This window comes from Winogradskyella sp., assembly GCF_013042245.1.
GTDB lineage: Bacteria > Bacteroidota > Bacteroidia > Flavobacteriales > Flavobacteriaceae > Winogradskyella.
The window spans coordinates 1-16,920 of the sequence record NZ_JABDQL010000152.1; the positions used below are offsets into that span (position 1 = coordinate 1).

Consider the following 16,920-nt stretch of genomic DNA (forward strand, 5'->3'; position numbering starts at 1 on the left):
AATAATCTTGTTGAAATCGACTATTAAGATACTGAAAATCAATAACTTAAACAAGTTTAAGACGTTGTTTTTCAATGAATTAAGCTTGTTTTTTTATCTATTTACCAACCCTTGATTCGCATTAATACTGTGCATTTTGAAATGTTTAAAATCTAAATTAAATATAAAAATGTATCTTTCATTCATGTTGAAATTACTTAACCTAGCAATAATTTTTGTTTTTGTTTTTGTTTTTGTTTTTGTTTTTAAAACTGAAGCTCAAACTTCGATACTAAATCAAGAATCTAAACTTCCTGTTTCTTACGCTTCTGTTTCATTTGGAAACGGCCAAGGTATTTTTGCAGATGATGAAGGTCTCTTTGTGTTTACAAAGAAATTATATCCAGATATTGATTCACTTTATATTTCAGCATTGGGATACAAAGATTTAGAAATTTCAGCAAATCAACTAAAACCTCAACTCCTATTACAACCACAAACCTCTGAATTAGATGAAGTTATTATCGCAGTAAAAGTTGACAAAACCAAAAACAAAAAATACAAAACCGAGAATCTAAAGCCTTATCTTGATGATGATTATTATAAATGCTGGCTACCAACTATAGAGTCCGAAATTGCCGTTTATTTCCCTAATACAGATGAAAAGCTAAAACGTATAGCTAAAATAAAATTCCCAATTGCTCTAGAGTCTAAAGATTGAAAAAACAGAAAACGCGCTAATAAAGAAAAGAAGAAATTTTCGACCTTATTTAAGGTAAATCTTTACGAAAGTGCTAACGGCAAACCTAGTAAAAACCTCAACAAAAAGCCAATAATTTTTAGAGCTACAGAAAAAGATGGCGATTATCACGAACTCGACATTATAGAGCACAATATTCTATTACCTAACAATGGCTTTTATGTCTCCATACAAGTTTTGGGCTATACCGATAAAAATGGAAAGCTATTACCTAACAAAAAGTATAAGGAAATAAAAAGGGGAAGCGGTATTGTAAAAATCCCAACCAATTTTAGACCACTACTTCCTTTTACAGATGAAATACCAGACAATAGAACATTTATAAAGCGTGTATTTATAAACAGTAACGACTGGCAAGCATTTAAAAAAGGAAATGGTTTTCAGTCTTCATTATTAAAAAGCGGTTTAACCAATTATGGTATTGGTATAGATTTTCATGTTTTTAAAGACTAATCTTCTACTTTTTGAAACCACCTAAATACATCTTACCACTAATAGTCTTCTCTCAATTCTGTTGCACATCACTATGGTTTGCTGGCAATGCAATTATAAAAGATCTATCCTTCAATTTCGGGTTAAATGAATCTGCATTGGGACAACTAACCTCTGCTGTACAATTTGGGTTCATCGTTGGCACATTCTTATTTGCACTATTAACTATAACTGATAGGTTTTCAGCGTCGAAGGTATTCTTTTTTTCAGCCTTGATTGCTGGACTTATAAATCTACTTAGTTTATATACTGAAAATACGATAGTTTCATTAATAAGCATTCGTTTTGTTACAGGCTTTTTCTTAGCTGGAATATATCCTGTAGGTATGAAAATAGCTTCAGATTATTTTGAAAAAGGCTTGGAAAAATCATTAAGTTACTTGGTAGGCGCATTAGTTTTAGGGACCGCTTTTCCGCATCTTCTCAATACTAAACTTTTAGATTTTGATTGGAGAAACATCATCATATCTACATCTGCCCTGTCTATTCTTGGTGGTGCATTAATTCTTATATTTATAAAAAATGGTCCTTATTACAAAAAAGCTCCACATTTTGATAGTCGAAAGATTTTTAAGGTCTTTAAAAACAAATCCTTTAAATCTGCTGCGTTTGGATATTTTGGGCATATGTGGGAACTTTATACGTTTTGGGCGTTTGTTCCATTAATGCTTAATTCTTATTTAAAAATTCATCAAACTAAGAGTTTTAATATTCCCTTATATTCATTTTTAATAATTTCTATCGGAAGTATGGGTTGCTTAATTGGTGGGCAATTGGCTCACCGTTATGGCACTAAAAATATCGCTAAAGCTTCGCTACTCGCCTCAGGAGTTTGCTGTCTCTTATCACCGCTGATCTTCTTTAGTAATTCTGAGATTATTTTTCTTGGCTTTTTATTCTTTTGGGGCATGGTGGTTATTGCCGACTCGCCACTGTTTTCAACTTTAGTAGCTCAAAACACAAATCCAGATTCAAAAGGGACAGCACTAACTATAGTAAACTGTATTGGCTTTGCCATTACTATTTTTAGCATATTGATTTTTAACATACTCAGTAACTATACAAACCCAAGTTATCTCTTTCTAATTCTTGGATTAGGGCCATTATTTGGTTTGTTGCATTTAAGAAAAAGTGCCTAATCTACGATTTCAAAATCGAAATACGTATTAGGAAAAGGCTCTACTCTCAACGTAAAATGCCACCACTCTTTGGGATAATTTCTAAAGCCATGCTTACGCATTACCGTTTGGAGTAACATACGATTTACCTTTTGTTCTTCTGTAATATTTTCATAAGCGACCCAAGATTCTTGGCCAAAAAAATCATAAGGGCTTCCCATGTCTAAAGGCTCGCCTGTTTTGCCATTGACTATGGTTAGGTCTAAAGTACTGCCGCGACTGTGTCCCGATTTGCTGGCGATGTAACCTTCTCTAAACAAATGTCGCTTGTTAACTTTTGGATAAAATTTAGATTTTTTTAATGTGTCATTTATATCTCTTGCCCAACGCACAAAATGATTAACTGCTCGTTGGGGACGATAACCGTCATAAACTTTGAGACATAAATTCTGTTTTTGTAATTCCTCTTGTACAAACTTTAATTGCTTTACTGTAGGTTTTGTGAGATACAGGGTATTGGATTTATAACCATCAACAGTGTCACCAATAAAGTTATTATTAGAAAAATACCGTAATTCAACATTCAAGTCTGGTATAACATCTGTAACTTTTATAAAATTCTTATGGACTGTTTGCTGCTTTTGCATAGCAGAAACTATGAGTAGCAATACCAATAGAATAGTCGTATTTTTGTAAAACTTCATTAAAGCTAAGTTAGATAAAATTATTTATGAATTTATTTTCAGAAGAAAAACAAATATTTCGACTGCCTGATGCGGAGTTAATCTATATTTCTAATTTTTTTTCTAAAGTAGAAGCAGACGGTTATTTTGATACACTAAAAACTACAACTGATTGGCAAGAAGATAATATTAAAGTATTTGGAAAAGTTTATAAACAGCCAAGACTTACAGCTCTTTTCGGAGAAAATAACCAACCTTATTCCTACTCCAATATTGCCATGTATCCTAAACCGTTTACAAAGGAGCTTAATTCAATTAAACAAAAGATTGAAGCAATTTCAAATGAAACTTTCAATACAGTATTACTTAACTTATACCGCAACGGAAACGATAGTAATGGTTGGCACGCCGATAACGAAAAAGAATTAGGCAAACATCCGATTATAGCATCGGTAACTTTTGGGGAAGAACGCCCGTTTCACTTTAAACATAGAAGACTAAAGGAAGAACGTCATAAATTAATTTTACAACACGGTAGTTTACTACTAATGAAAGGCGCTATGCAAGAACATTGGCTGCATCAAATTGCAAAAACGAAAAAGAATATTGGAGAGCGGATTAATTTGACCTTTAGAAATTTGGTAAACCTATAAAAATGAAAAACCGAGATCCCTCAATCTCGGTTTTCCTAATCTGCTTTGATTTATGCTAATAGATTCAGGTAATCCTAAGCCAACAACATAATTCAAATATTTAATTAATTAATCCATTGAACTAAAAACCTGTTTAGTACAGGATAAATATATAAATGTATTTTAATTTAAACGATTAAAAACTTAATTTATCGATGAAATACGTGCAATTTTAACATTTATCTGTAAAAAATATATTTTTATCGACTAAATACACGTTTTATAAATAAAATACACATGAGTATCTCATTATATTCACAAGAAAAAGTATCATATGGCGTTATATTTGTAACTCAATTTATAGCTCCTAAGATGAAGATGAAAACAATAATCTACTTTTTTACGTTCCTGTTAATCAATTTATCGTTTGGTCAAGACAATAGCTACCTAGAGACTGAAGTTGAAATTACAGAATTGATAGACGGAAGTCTAATGATTCCAAAAAATCAAAAAGAAACAGAATTGGTTATTATTATTGCTGGTTCTGGTCCTACTAATCGAAATGGTAATCAAAATTTTTTAAAGAGTAATAACTTAAAAAAGCTTGCTATTGCCTTAGCTAAAGAAAACATCTCTTCTTTTAGGTACGATAAGCGCATTGTAAAACAAATAAAAACTGGAAACATTGATGTAAAGTCAATGAGGTTTCAAGACTTTGTAAACGATGCAAAAGATGTAGTCTCATATTTTAAAGAGAGAAATCAATTCTCAAAAATCTATATTGCTGGGCACAGCCAAGGAAGTTTAGTTGGTATGTTAGCTGCTGAGAAGGATGTCAACGGATTCATTTCACTCGCTGGTGCTGGTCAGAATATTAGTGATGTTATTGTAGACCAGATAAATAATACAGCTAGGCAATTTATTGACGACACCAAACGCGTAGTAGAAACTTTAAAATCTGGTAAAACAACTAAAGACTTTCCTCCTGCACTCGGAGCAATGTTTAATATGGAAATACAACCATTTATGATATCGTGGATGGCTTACCAACCTACAGATATAATTACTAACTTAGAATTACCAATCCTTATAATTAATGGAACTAAGGATTTACAAGTCTCAGAAGAAGAAGCGAAACTATTATCGGATGCTAATCCTAATGCAGAAATAAAGATTATTGAAAATATGAACCATGTCTTATTTACTATCGAAGGCGACAAACTAGAAAATTCAAAATCCTATAATGAAGCTTTTAGAGAGATAAACTCAGAGCTTGTGGAGTCTATAGTTACTTTTATAGAGAAGAATAGATAGTTATAACAAGAATCTAAGTTAAAAAAAGCCGCTTCAATTGAAGCGGCTTTTTTACTAACTAACCAACCAATAGTAATGAAAGCGTTTAAAGTATTGTCGGTAACCATCCAACATCCGCATTAATCATTACAATTATCATATATCAAACGGCGTGCCAAACTTTATTTTAAAAAAACAAATACAATGTGTAACAAAATTATTTTTTGGATACTAATATTTTAAATGATAGACATATTATATCATTTTAATATCATATTAAACCAACCATAAAACATTACATCATGAAAGAAGAAAAAATTATTGTCCCAGCAAACGGATATCTAATGCTATTTGTTTTTCTAATTCTATTTTTTGGAAGCATAGCTTTAATACCAATTTATAAAACAGCTTGGCCAGCACTTGGCATTGTAACTGCATTGATTATTGCCTTTGGATTTTTAATGGTACAGCCAAATGGTTCACGCGTGCTCCTTTTATTCGGAAAGTATGTGGGTACCGTAAAAAAGAACGGTTACTATTGGGTAAATCCTTTTTATACTAAAAAGAAGATATCACTTCGCGCTAGTAACTTTGATAGTGAACGTTTAAAGGTTAACGACAAACTAGGTAATCCTGTAATGATAAGCACCATATTAGTTTGGCGTGTACAAAACACTTATAAAGCTGCTTTTGATGTAGATAATTACGAAAACTTTGTTCGTGTACAAACAGACGCTGCCGTACGCAAGCTCGCGAGTATGTATCCTTACGATAATTTTGCGGACGAAGGTCACGACGAAGATATCACACTCCGTTCTAGTGTCAATGAAGTGAGTAACGCGCTTGAAAAAGAAATAGATGAACGTTTATCTATTGCAGGTATTGAAGTATTAGAAGCACGTATTGGCTATCTAGCTTATGCACAAGAAATTGCAAACGCAATGCTTAAACGCCAACAAGCAACAGCGATCGTTGCGGCAAGACACAAAATTGTAGAAGGTGCGGTAAGTATGGTAGAAATGGCTATTGAAGAACTCAACAAAAAAGATGTTGTAGACTTAGACGAAGAACGCAAAGCAGCAATGGTAAGTAATCTTATGGTTGTGTTATGCGGTGATAAAGATGCATCTCCAGTTGTTAATACGGGAACACTAAGTCATTAATTATGAATAAAAAACAGGTATATAGTATAGCAATTAGTAGTGCAATGGGCACAAGCATAGGCACTACTATAGGTGCTGTCTCAGGAGATATAGTTACAGAAACAGTTTATGGTTCTATGATTGGCATTATGATAGGAGTTGCTATTGCATTTGTAATTTTTAATGAAGAAAAAAATAAAATTATAAAACGGAGAATGCTAAACATATTATCACCCAAAGGAATGATTAATAGCGAACAGCATGTGTCCTTAAAAATACAATACATATAAACACATGAAAGAACACAAAGTCATACAAACAAAAACAGGATTTAGAAATAGATTTCAAAATTTTGAAGATATCTTAAATCAATATGCGCGTGAAGGCTGGTCTGTGAAGTTTATTGGTCAAAATTGGACAAGTCTGGTTTTAGAACGGGATAAAAACAGATAAAATGAAAATTTTTAAGGAAGAACAGCGTTTTACGCAAACATGGCTCATTATACTTATAGTAATTAGTATGATTATACCTTTTACTTTCATTTTGAAAGATGCTGATAATATGACTACAAGTCAAATCATCATTTCTTCTTCGGTAATCTTATTAGCACCAGCAATACTATTTATTTTTAAATTAACTACACGTATTGACGAAAAGGGTATACACTATCAATTTTTTCCTTTTCATTTAAAGACTAGAGTCTTAGAATGGGACCAAATTAGTAATGCTCATGTTAGAATCTACGACCCAATTACAGAATACGGTGGTTGGGGCTTAAAAGGTGGAGCACTCTGGAATAAATCCAAAGGCATAGCTATCAATATAAAAGGAGATATTGGCATACAACTAGAATTAGCTAGCGGAAAGAAAATTCTTATTGGCACGCAGTTAAAAGACCAAGCTAATAGCACACTTGAAAACTATAAACATAAATTACAAAATGGCTAAAAAGAAAGCATTTGCATTACGCATCAATGAAGACATGTTAAAAGCTATTGAAAAATGGGCTGCAGACGAGTTCCGCAGTACCAATGGACAAATAGAATGGATGCTCATGCAATACCTTAAAGAGCACAAACGCCAACCCAAACAAAAAGATAAAGAGTGACTTAGTCAAGTCACTTTTTTTGTGCCTCTATTTTTGTATTTTGCGATACAAATAACTAACTAAATGGGAAATCAACCTTTATTTACCAATGACGCTATTGTTTTTGGATTCCTAATGCTCTCATTAGGATTTGTTTTTTATACAGAATCTTTTAAAACAGGCTTTTGGAGTAAATTTTATAAAATTGTTCCGGGACTATTTATGGCCTACATGATACCTGCCGTTCTAACTACGGTAGGATTGATAGCGCCAGAGTGGGAAATTACATCTTCAACTGGAGAAACTGTAACCGGAAGCTCTAATCTATATTACATGGCTAGTCGCTATTTGTTACCGGCAGCACTTGTACTAATGACTTTAAGTATTGATTTAAAAGGCGTATTTAATTTAGGCTGGAAAGCTTTAGTGATGTTTTTTGCTGGAACAATAGGTATTTTAATTGGCGGACCAGTAGCTCTACTATTAATAGCCCAATTTAATCCAGATTTAATTGGCGTCACTGGTCCAGATGCCGTTTGGAGAGGACTTTCTACGCTAGCTGGAAGCTGGATTGGCGGCGGTGCTAACCAAACAGCAATGCTCGAAATTTATGGCTATAACCAAAAATTATATGGTGGAATGGTGTTTGTAGATATTGTTGTAGCTAATATATGGATGGCTATAATTCTTATTGGTATTGGTAAGCGTAACCGTTTTAATAAATGGCTAAAAGCAGATACAGCAGCAATTGAAGATTTAAAGAAAAAAGTCTCTCAGTTTTCTGAAAGTGTAAAACGAAATCCATCATTGACAGATATAATGATTATTGCTGCCTTAGCTTTTGGAGCTGTAGGTTTTGCTCATTTATCTTCCGATTATTTAGCACCTTATTTTGAAACCATTGTCAGCGGAATAGAAAACCCGACAACACGTAATATTTTCACATTCTTAGGTTCCAAATTCTTTTGGATGATAAGTATAGCCACGTTATTAGCAGTTGGACTCTCATTTACCAAAGCTAGAAATTACGAAGGCGCTGGCGCTAGTAAATTTGGGAGTGTATTTATATACGTCTTAGTGGCGACAATTGGTATGAAAATGGATTTGACTTTAATTTTTGATAATGGTTGGTTGATACTGATTGGTCTTATCTGGATGACTATTCATGCTTTATTACTCATCCTAGTTGCCAAAATCATCAAAGCACCATACTTTTTCTTAGCCGTAGGTAGCCAGGCTAATGTTGGTGGCGCAGCATCTGCTCCTATTGTTGCCTCTGCCTTTCATCCGTCTTTAGCAACTGTTGGTGTACTGTTAGCCGTATTTGGCTATGCCGTTGGAACTATTGCTGCCATTGGTTGTACAATTTTAATGCAAATTGCTGCTGGTGGATAATAGTTTTTTCAAACTAAAATGAGATATTTGCTTTGCTAAAAATTCAACAATAATTATGCGACTACAACACTTAATATATTCACTTATTATTGCTTCAATTCTTGTTTCCTGTGGAAAAGAAGAGAAAGCTAACTTCACATTAAAAGGAAAAATTAAAGACTTAAAAAAAGGAGTAGTTTATCTTCAAAAAGATGGGAGGTCTAGAATTATAAATTTAGATTCTGTTGTCATTATGGGAAAATCAAATTTTACCCTTCAAACAGATATTAAAGAACCCGTTTTACTCTACCTAAAACTAGATAAGTACAACGACAAGGAGTATTTTATTCCTTTTTTTGCTGATAAAGGTATTACAGAAATTAATACTTCTTTAAAAAACTTCAGTGGCGATGCTGAGATAACTGGTTCTAAACAACAAGCAGTTTTAGAACAATATCTAAAACTAGTTTCAGATTTTAAGGACAGAAATCTAGACCTAATAGAAGCTAATATTGAAGCTGTAAGAAAAAATGATGCTCTAGTATCTGATTCTTTACAAAAACTATCGGACAGACTTCTTAGATTAAAATATGCATCTACCATAAATTTTGCCTTAAACAATAATGACAGTGAAGTAGCTCCTTACTTGGCCTTATACGAAGTACCAAATACAAGTGTAAAATTCCTAGATACTATTTACGGGAACTTAACTAAAGACATTAAATATTCTTACTACGGGAGAAAGTTAGGTAAGGCTCTCGAAAATTTTGAAAAAGCTCAAGATAGTCTTAATAAATAAAGCCTAGATAGCTAACACTTATAAAACCAAAAACACCAATCGATTTTATTGGTGTTTTTGATTTTAGAGCCGATGGAGGGACTCGAACCCACGACCTGCTGATTACAAATCAGCTGCTCTAGCCAGCTGAGCTACATCGGCAAAATAGAAGCGCAAATTTAAATGAGATATTCAAATTTGCAAACCTATAGTTACTTTAATTTATTAATTTTTTCAATCAACTCCCGACCTTTTTCTTCAAGCTCTGTATTGATTGCTTTAAAGTGCGCTTTTTTATCTTCTGCACTTCTATCATTAACCTTAGTTATTAAAGTGTCAAATGTAACGATAGCTTCGTCAATAATTGCATCACTCTCTTTGGTTGGCTTTTCTGCATTTGCAAGTTCCCAAACGTAAACTGCTTCGATAATATCTCCTAATACATAGTTGATGTCTTTCTTTAAATCTCTTTTATTTGCCATAATATTTAATTTATGCGACAAAAGTAATAAATCCCTGTAATCTTTAATTGATTTTTATAAATAAGATGTGGCTAAACGTAGACTTCTAAAAGTTCTGCATTGTCACTTTTAAGCGTGTAGTTTTTTATAGCAGCTGGAAGCAAAATTGTTTCACCTTTTGTTACATTCTCAATAACAGAATCTACATTTATATTTACTGAACCTTCTATGCATATGTAAATCACAAAAGAATCAATATTATTCTGTTTCTTTAATTCAGAATCTAAGTGAATATAATTGGTGGTAAAGTATTGGCAGCTCACCATTTTATTGGGCTGATTTTTAGAAGTATCATATTTGACTCTAAAGTCGTCTTTCATATCAAAGTCAATAGCATCGATTGCCAAGTCATTATGTAACTCTCTTTCATTACCTTGTTCATCTACTCTATCCCAATCGTAAACGCGATAAGTAATATCACTAGTTTGCTGAATTTCGGCAAGCATAACGCCTGTTCCGATAGCATGTATACGTCCGACCTGAATAAAATAGGTATCTCCTTTTTTTACTTTGTCGAAATTTAAAATCTCAGTAAGTGTTTTATCTTCTAAATGCTTAAGATATTTTGCTGGAGTAATTTTTTGATTGAAACCAACAATTAAATTAGAACCTTCATCTGCCTGCATCACATGCCACATTTCGGTTTTACCGAAAGAGTTATGTCGCTCTGCTGCTAACTTATTATTTGGATGAAGTTGGATACTTAAATCTTGCCTAGCATCAATAAATTTTATAAGTAACGGAAACTTATCACCAAATACTTGATAGTTTTTACTTCCAATTAAATCGGATTTAAAAGTTTGAACAAGTTCTTTGAGTGATTTCCCTTTTAAATCGCCATTAGAAACAACTGAGGTATCACCTTCTACATCACTGATTTCCCAACTTTCTCCAGCAGTTTTAGAAACTGTGGTTTTATTAAGATATTTTGAAAGTTTTTCGCCTCCCCAAATTTTATCTTTTAGGATTGGTTTAAACTTTAAAGGATATAGATTGTGTTGCATTTTACTCTCCTGAATATTTCACAAAGTTACGAGGTGTTTCATACAACGTAATTTCTAAATCAAATTTAGGATCTAATTTAGCTTTTAATTTATTATATATCACTACAACAATATTCTCAGCGGTAGGATTTAAATCTTGAAATTCTGGTACTTCGACATTTAAATTCTTATGATCAAAAGCATCTTCTACTTCAGACTTTATTAAATCTTTTAAAATTTTCACATCAATGACGTAACCTGTATCGGGGTCGATATCTCCTGTTACAGCAGCTATTAATTCGTAATTATGGCCATGAAAATTAGGATTATTACATTTACCAAAAATAGCATCGTTTTTCTCAAAACTCCAATCCTTTCTATATAATCTATGCGCGGCATTAAAATGTGCGCGTCTGCAAACTGTTACTTTCATTTGGTGATATTAATGTGTTGGTAAAACTTTTCAAAAATAATTTTAAACCAAGCAGTATATTCTTGGGGGTTATTGTCTATATCCTTCTTTACATCTTCTAATGGCATCCATTTCCAATCTGCAACTTCATCTTTATTAATTTCTGGTTCGCCCTTGTAATAACCAACCATAATATGGTCTAGCTCATGTTCAGTTAAGCCATTATCAAAGGGTGCTTTATAGATAAATGATGTTGTTTCTTCTAACTCTGTAACAAAGCCCATTTCCTCTTGTAAACGTCTTTTTCCGGCGTCTATATTACTTTCGCCTTCTCTTTGATGGCTACAACAGGTGTTAGTCCATAAACCTGGTGAATGGTATTTATGCAAAGCACGTTGCTGTAGCATTAATTCATTTTTATTATTGAAAACAAATACTGAAAATGCACGATGCAAAAGGGCTTTTTCATGTGCCTCCATCTTAGGCATTAGACCTATTTTTTCATCTTTTTCGTTAACTAGTATAACTAATTCTTCACTCATGTTGCAAAATTACAATCAAATGTTAAAATAACCTTTAAGGTTATCATAAAAAAAAGCAACTTATAAATAAACGGCTGTTTTTTTGAGTATAACTATTTGTTATTCCTCATAATTTTTTCCTTTAAAGGAAGTGATAATAAATTCGCTTCTTCTATTTTTTTGATGTTCTTCCTCTGAACAACTTGACACATTAGTTGGCTCACATCCGCAATCATTAACCAGTTGCGATTCGCCATAACCTTTTGCAGTTAGACGGTTGGCAGAGATGCCATTATCAATTAAATATTGCTTTGTAGACTGAGCTCTGTTCTCAGATAGTCTTTCATTATAAGCCATGGTAGCTCTACAATCCGTGTGAGAACCAATACCAATACTTCATCGTAGGATATTTATTTAATACAGCTATTACCTTTTATAATTCAATCTTTGCATCGTATCTAATATTATACTTATCAAACTAAAATAGATGCATCTCCTATATAATCTGTTTCTGGTGCAAAAATTACATTACTAGTATTATCTACAGTATAAGTTCCAACTCCTGTTATAAATAATGGAGTACCAACACTACCCTGATTATCAGGATTACTAGGATCAACCAATCTAAATGTAGCAGGAGCAAAATTTCCGTCAGGATCACTTGATTCTGTTAATACGTATCCTGAAAAAGAAGGATTAGAATTTATTACATTTTCTAAATTATCAACTATAACTGGAGGTTGATTTACTACAACAGTACCATCAGTATCAAAACTAATTTCGCCTAGAAAATTAATTGTAATTATTATGTTAGTATAATTTACTCTAATCACATATTCTGTATTGGCAGCATTTATACCTGCTGCAAAATAGACATCACTTTAAAATCTTGTCCAAACTCCATTTTCAGATACAGCAAGCTCTGTTGGAGACATATTGCCACCTTCTAAAGTGTATGAATCTGTTACAATCGCTTCAAAATATTCAAAACCATCAACATCAATAGCTTCGACTGTAAGAGTTTATAGTATAGCTCTAACACCTATATCATTGGCATCTGTTAGGGTACCATCTAGAACAAATTCGATTTTCCATTCTACACAACCATTACTAAGTCATGTATTTACTGCGGGTTCAAACCTATCATCTACACCAAGAACTGTATCTATAGTAAATGAATTGGGGCATGGTTCATCCAAATTTACTTTATAAAAAATAGTAACATAGCATCGATTAAAATACAATTGAGTAATAGCTTTAGGTTTAAGCTATGACACTTAAACATTGGTTAAATACATTAACATTACAAATCTAAAAAAAGCTGACAAATGCATTTTTTTTAAATATCAAGTTTTGGCTAAAATGTTTATGTTATTAAACATTAAATTGTCCTAAAGTATAAGCAAAGCATCTTGCCGTGCTAATATAATTCATAACACAAATAGGCTAAAGTAATTTGCAATAAAGTACTATTTTTGCAACTTGAATATATAAAATATGAGCTTTCAATCAGAAATACAAAGAAGACGTACCTTCGGCATTATATCTCACCCAGATGCGGGTAAAACTACACTTACCGAAAAACTACTTCTATTTGGTGGCGCTATACAAGAAGCGGGCGCAGTGAAAAGCAACAAAATAAAGAAAGGTGCTACCAGTGATTTTATGGAGATTGAGCGTCAGCGTGGTATTTCTGTAGCAACCTCTGTATTAGCTTTTGAATATAATGGTATTAAAATAAACATACTAGATACACCTGGTCACAAGGATTTTGCAGAAGACACTTTTAGAACTTTAACTGCTGTAGATAGCGTTATTGTAGTTATAGATGTCGCTAAAGGTGTTGAGGAACAAACTGAAAAACTAGTTGAGGTATGCCGCATGCGAAACATACCAATGCTTGTGTTTATTAATAAGCTTGACCGTGAAGGTAAAGATGCTTTTGATTTATTGGATGAAGTAGAACAAAAACTCGGCCTAAAGGTTTGCCCTATGAGTTTCCCAATTGGTATGGGTTATGATTTTAAAGGGATTTATAATTTATGGGAAAAAAACGTTAATCTCTTTACAGGCGACAGTAAAAAGGATATCGAAGACACTATACAAATCAATGATTTAACATCTCCTGAATTGGAGAAACTGGTCGGTGATAGCCATGCTAATGACCTGCGTGATAACATAGAACTAGTAAATGGTATTTATCCCGAATTTGATAAAGAGGCTTATCTCAATGGAGGCTTACAGCCTGTATTCTTTGGTTCTGCTTTAAATAACTTTGGGGTTAGAGAGCTTTTAGATTGTTTTGTTGAGATAGCACCTAAACCTAGAGCCAAACAAAGTGAAGAACGTATAGTTAAACCGGAGGAAGAAGATTTTACAGGTTTTGTATTTAAAATACATGCCAATATGGATCCAAACCACAGAAACAGATTAGCATTTGTTAAAATTGTTTCTGGAGAATTTAAGCGTAATACGCCTTACTTACATGTTAGACACGATAAGAAACTAAAATTCTCAAGCCCAAATGCTTTTTTTGCTGAAAAAAAAGAAATTGTAGACATCTCATACCCTGGAGATATTGTAGGCTTGCAAGACAGTGGAAACTTTAAGATTGGCGATACTTTAACTGAAGGTGAAGTACTAAACTACAAGGGTGTTCCGAGTTTTTCACCAGAGCATTTTAGATATATTAATAATGCAGATCCGATGAAATCTAAGCAATTGTATAAAGGTATTGACCAGTTAATGGATGAAGGTGTTGCGCAATTATTTACTTTAGAACTTAATGGACGAAAAGTTATTGGTACCGTAGGTGCCTTACAATACGAAGTAATACAATACCGTCTAGAACACGAATATGGTGCAAAATGCAGTTATGAAAATCTTAATGTACACAAAGCTTGTTGGGTTGAACCTACTGACTCAAAAAATGATGAGTTCAAAGATTTTAAACGTGTAAAACAACGATTTCTAGCTAAAGATAAAAGAGGCCAATTGGTGTTTTTAGCAGATTCCATGTTTACACTACAAATGACAGAACAAAAGTACCCGAGTATAAAATTTCATTATACATCAGAATTTAAGTAAAATCATAGAAAAATAGCTAAAACTCATTTTTAAGGGTTTTAAGAGTAAAAATCACCTAATAATAAGTAATCATATGCTTAATTTTTAAAAATTTATTGAGTTACTTAGTTAGTTTCCGTAAATATAATTTTTGATTATCAGTTAGTTAGGTTTCTAAAAAAGAATTAAAAGCTATATTCTTGATTATTTAAACAAGATTTATTAAGCTTTAAATTAATTAAAGCTATTGAAAATGAGTGGTTTAATTTATCCATATTATGAAACTTAACGATATAACTCAAAAAATTTAATTTAAAACCAAAAAAAACATAGTTTTTAAAACGCAAAAACTATGCTTTTAATTTTTATATGTATATACTTAAAGTGTAATAATCAGAATGTATCTGTCATTTCGAGCGTGGTCACAGAGCGTAGTCGAAGTGTAGTCGAGAAATCTAATTTTTTGATTTGCAAGACATTTCGACTTTAGTTTATGCTGAGCACAGTCGAAGTACTCAATGTGACAGAATGTGTTTGAAATCTAAATTATTACTGAATACGGACATACAAATTTTTATTATAGATTTTAAAAATACTTTAAACACATTCCAATCAAAACAAAATATTAAATAATATTTAGTTAACACGAAAACATATCAAACTAAAAATATCATGAATTTTATGCTTGACCTGTTGGTCCGAAATTTAAAGGTATATTTGGTTGATCGTAATCTTTGATTTTACCATGAGCGTTTTCAAAACGCTTTACATTTTCGTTTAACGCTTTTACTAAACGCTTTGCATGTTGAGGAGTTAAGATTATTCTCGATTTAACTTTACTCTTTGGTGTTCCTGGCATAATATTCACAAAATCCACGACAAATTCAGAAACCGAATGATTAATTATTGCAAGGTTAGAATACGTACCTTGAGCTACTTGCTCGTCTAATTCAATATTTATTTGTCCTTTTTTAGGATTATTTTTTTCGTCAGCCATATTATTTATGCTTTACAATTTTATTTATTCATAAAAAAGCCTTCAAACTAATTAGGATGAAGACTTTATAATTTATACTCTCGTCCTCGCGAGATTAATTACAATCTAGTTATAATTCATTTCCTCTTTTTGCTTCATCATTTCCTCAAATTCCGACTTAGAACCTACGATAATATTTTCGTAGTCTCTAACACCAGTACCGGCAGGAATTCTATGACCAACAATTACATTCTCTTTAAGACCTTCTAAAGAATCTACCTTACCATTTACAGCGGCTTCGTTAAGTACTTTAGTTGTCTCTTGGAATGATGCTGCAGAGATAAACGACTTAGTCTGTAAAGATGCTCTTGTAATACCTTGTAAGATTGGGGTTGCTGTAGCTGGACTAGCATCTCTAGCAGTTACTAAAGCTTTATCTTCTCTTCTTAGTATTGAATTTTCATCTCTTAACTGACGTGTGGTTACAATCTGACCTGATTTCAAGTTCTCAGAATCACCTACTTCTTCAACCACTTTCATTCCGAAAATCTTATCATTTTCTTCAATGAAATCTGATTTGTGAACCAATTGATTTTCTAAGAAAATAGTATCACCAGAATCTATAATTCTAACTTTACGCATCATCTGTCTTACAACAACTTCAAAATGCTTGTCATTAATCTTCACACCTTGTAAACGATATACCTCTTGTACTTCATTTACTAAATATTGTTGCACCGCAGAAGGCCCTTTAATATTTAGAATATCGTTTGGAGTAATAGAACCGTCAGATAAAGGCATACCAGCTTTTACATAATCATTTTCTTGTACAAGAATTTGATTTGATAATTTAACTAAGTATTTCTTAACCTCGCCTAATTTAGATTCGATTATAATTTCACGGTTACCACGTTTTATTTTACCGAATGAAACGACACCATCTATTTCACTTACAACAGCAGGATTGGATGGATTACGTGCTTCAAACAACTCTGTTACACGTGGAAGACCACCTGTAATATCGCCCGCTTTAGCAGATTTACGTGGTATCTTAACTAAAATCTTACCAATTTCAATTTTATCACCATCGTCAATCATAATA

21 protein-coding genes, 1 tRNA gene and 1 pseudogene are annotated in these 16,920 nt (G+C 32.5%); 13 read left to right on the forward strand and 10 right to left on the reverse strand.

Translation table 11 applies throughout. The annotated features are described in order from the left end of the window. The first annotated feature begins 184 nt into the window (after positions 1-184). The 3 genes from HKP48_RS12005 to HKP48_RS12015 all read left to right on the forward strand — a co-directional run bounded on the left by HKP48_RS12005 (position 185) and on the right by HKP48_RS12015 (position 2,370). Entirely contained in the window at positions 185-700 is a 516-nt protein-coding gene (locus tag HKP48_RS12005) for a hypothetical protein (protein ID WP_296346178.1), read from the forward strand. A 216-nt stretch (positions 701-916) separates the two neighbouring features. Then, positions 917-1,192 (forward strand): hypothetical protein, encoded by a 276-nt coding sequence (locus tag HKP48_RS12010; RefSeq protein WP_296346180.1) that lies wholly within the window; start codon positions 917-919, stop codon positions 1,190-1,192. Between the two features lie 11 nt (positions 1,193-1,203). Continuing rightward, positions 1,204-2,370 (forward strand): MFS transporter, encoded by a 1,167-nt coding sequence (locus HKP48_RS12015; RefSeq protein ID WP_296346181.1) that lies wholly within the window; start codon positions 1,204-1,206, stop codon positions 2,368-2,370. On the opposite strand, the gene HKP48_RS12020 is transcribed toward HKP48_RS12015, so the two are convergent. Beyond that, positions 2,367-3,053 (reverse strand): M15 family metallopeptidase, encoded by a 687-nt coding sequence (locus HKP48_RS12020; RefSeq protein WP_296346183.1) that lies wholly within the window; start codon positions 3,051-3,053, stop codon positions 2,367-2,369. The genes HKP48_RS12015 and HKP48_RS12020 overlap by 4 nt on opposite strands. A gap of 26 nt (positions 3,054-3,079) precedes the next feature. Here HKP48_RS12020 and HKP48_RS12025 point away from each other — a divergent pair, with 26 nt between their 5' ends. From HKP48_RS12025 to HKP48_RS12065, 9 genes are all read left to right on the forward strand, one after another. Continuing rightward, entirely contained in the window at positions 3,080-3,685 is a 606-nt protein-coding gene (locus tag HKP48_RS12025; RefSeq protein WP_296346186.1) for an alpha-ketoglutarate-dependent dioxygenase AlkB, read from the forward strand. A 276-nt stretch (positions 3,686-3,961) separates the two neighbouring features. Beyond that, entirely contained in the window at positions 3,962-4,978 is a 1,017-nt protein-coding gene (locus HKP48_RS12030) for an alpha/beta hydrolase (RefSeq protein ID WP_296346189.1), read from the forward strand. Between the two features lie 281 nt (positions 4,979-5,259). Further along, the gene (locus tag HKP48_RS12035; protein ID WP_296346191.1) at positions 5,260-6,120 is read left to right on the forward strand and encodes an SPFH domain-containing protein; all 861 of its coding nucleotides are present in this window, start codon (positions 5,260-5,262) and stop codon (positions 6,118-6,120) included. Between the two features lie 2 nt (positions 6,121-6,122). Beyond that, on the forward strand, positions 6,123-6,389 hold the full coding sequence (locus tag HKP48_RS12040; RefSeq protein WP_296346193.1) for a hypothetical protein: 267 nt from the start codon (positions 6,123-6,125) through the stop codon (positions 6,387-6,389). Between the two features lie 4 nt (positions 6,390-6,393). Continuing rightward, entirely contained in the window at positions 6,394-6,552 is a 159-nt protein-coding gene (locus HKP48_RS12045; protein ID WP_296346195.1) for a DUF4177 domain-containing protein, read from the forward strand. 1 nt (position 6,553) lies between these two features. Continuing rightward, positions 6,554-7,048, forward strand: coding sequence for a hypothetical protein (locus HKP48_RS12050; protein WP_296346196.1), 495 nt, complete (start codon positions 6,554-6,556; stop codon positions 7,046-7,048). Continuing rightward, positions 7,041-7,208, forward strand: a complete 168-nt coding sequence (locus HKP48_RS12055) for an Arc family DNA binding domain-containing protein (protein WP_296346199.1) — start codon at positions 7,041-7,043, stop codon at positions 7,206-7,208. Before HKP48_RS12050 ends, HKP48_RS12055 begins: the two co-directional genes overlap by 8 nt. A 63-nt stretch (positions 7,209-7,271) precedes the next feature. Further along, on the forward strand, positions 7,272-8,582 hold the full coding sequence (locus tag HKP48_RS12060) for a DUF819 family protein (protein ID WP_296346201.1): 1,311 nt from the start codon (positions 7,272-7,274) through the stop codon (positions 8,580-8,582). 55 nt (positions 8,583-8,637) lie between these two features. After that, positions 8,638-9,360 (forward strand): DUF4369 domain-containing protein, encoded by a 723-nt coding sequence (locus HKP48_RS12065; protein ID WP_296346203.1) that lies wholly within the window; start codon positions 8,638-8,640, stop codon positions 9,358-9,360. 67 nt (positions 9,361-9,427) lie between these two features. Here HKP48_RS12065 and HKP48_RS12070 read toward each other — a convergent pair. From HKP48_RS12070 to HKP48_RS12100, 7 genes are all read right to left on the reverse strand, one after another. Continuing rightward, positions 9,428-9,501: transfer RNA gene (locus HKP48_RS12070), tRNA-Thr, on the reverse strand. Between the two features lie 50 nt (positions 9,502-9,551). Next, a complete protein-coding gene (locus HKP48_RS12075) occupies positions 9,552-9,821 on the reverse strand; it encodes a hypothetical protein (protein ID WP_296346206.1) in 270 nt (89 codons plus the stop codon). A 71-nt stretch (positions 9,822-9,892) separates the two neighbouring features. Beyond that, on the reverse strand, positions 9,893-10,864 hold the full coding sequence (locus HKP48_RS12080; RefSeq protein WP_296346208.1) for a type I phosphomannose isomerase catalytic subunit: 972 nt from the start codon (positions 10,862-10,864) through the stop codon (positions 9,893-9,895). Position 10,865: 1 nt separating this feature from the next. Next, positions 10,866-11,276, reverse strand: a complete 411-nt coding sequence (locus HKP48_RS12085; RefSeq protein ID WP_296346210.1) for a 6-carboxytetrahydropterin synthase — start codon at positions 11,274-11,276, stop codon at positions 10,866-10,868. Continuing rightward, positions 11,273-11,797 carry an isopentenyl-diphosphate Delta-isomerase gene (idi, locus tag HKP48_RS12090; RefSeq protein ID WP_296346212.1) on the reverse strand — a complete coding sequence of 175 codons (525 nt, stop codon included), beginning with the start codon at positions 11,795-11,797 and terminating at the stop codon, positions 11,273-11,275. The genes HKP48_RS12085 and idi overlap by 4 nt, the downstream gene beginning before the upstream one ends. Before the next feature lie 99 nt (positions 11,798-11,896). Then, on the reverse strand, positions 11,897-12,133 hold the full coding sequence (locus tag HKP48_RS12095; protein ID WP_296346215.1) for an OmpA family protein: 237 nt from the start codon (positions 12,131-12,133) through the stop codon (positions 11,897-11,899). A 116-nt stretch (positions 12,134-12,249) separates the two neighbouring features. Beyond that, entirely contained in the window at positions 12,250-12,609 is a 360-nt protein-coding gene (locus tag HKP48_RS12100; protein WP_296346216.1) for a hypothetical protein, read from the reverse strand. 664 nt (positions 12,610-13,273) lie between these two features. Here HKP48_RS12100 and HKP48_RS12105 point away from each other — a divergent pair. Continuing rightward, positions 13,274-14,863 (forward strand): peptide chain release factor 3, encoded by a 1,590-nt coding sequence (locus HKP48_RS12105; protein WP_296346218.1) that lies wholly within the window; start codon positions 13,274-13,276, stop codon positions 14,861-14,863. Between the two features lie 658 nt (positions 14,864-15,521). On the opposite strand, the gene HKP48_RS12110 is transcribed toward HKP48_RS12105, so the two are convergent. Then, positions 15,522-15,839, reverse strand: coding sequence for a DUF3467 domain-containing protein (locus tag HKP48_RS12110; protein ID WP_296346220.1), 318 nt, complete (start codon positions 15,837-15,839; stop codon positions 15,522-15,524). A gap of 105 nt (positions 15,840-15,944) precedes the next feature. Continuing rightward, positions 15,945-16,920, reverse strand: a pseudogene (locus HKP48_RS12115) (DNA-directed RNA polymerase subunit beta'); the annotation flags it as partial.